Here is a 372-nt window from a genome sequence, read left to right as displayed (position 1 = left end):
GCTTTCGGGAGGCTTCGCCACAAGCGGCGGAAATTGCGGGATGGCGGCCGCCATTCAGCAGGAGCACACGGCGCGGCCGCAGCAACGCAACTCACCGGCACCGCCCAGTCCGGGCACGCCCAATCCGCCGAGCCCGCCGCCGAAGGGCGACGTTGATGACGGCAACAACGGGCATGGAAATGATCCGGGCAAGCACGATCCCAGCAATCCCGGAAAATCCTACGGTCCTGGCAGGAAGGGATAGGGCAAGGGCGGCGGCAACGGCAAGAGCAACGGATAGCCGTTCTTTTCTCGGCGTGTCTGGTAATCGGTCGGGCTAACGCGCTTCTACGTCGGGGTGGACGAAATCGTCGCCCCTTGAACAGCAGCGAG

The 372-nt window shown here is 64.5% G+C and carries 1 pseudogene; it reads left to right on the top strand.

The features are described from left to right. Positions 1 to 244, top strand: a pseudogene (locus EN850_RS36875) (hypothetical protein); the annotation flags it as partial. Positions 245 to 372 lie beyond the last annotated feature (128 nt).

The sequence above is a fragment of the Mesorhizobium sp. M8A.F.Ca.ET.207.01.1.1 genome (assembly GCF_004794715.1).
GTDB lineage: Bacteria > Pseudomonadota > Alphaproteobacteria > Rhizobiales > Rhizobiaceae > Mesorhizobium.
The sequence above is the reverse complement of the archived record's forward strand: the minus strand, read 5'-3'. Positions and strand labels throughout refer to the sequence as shown.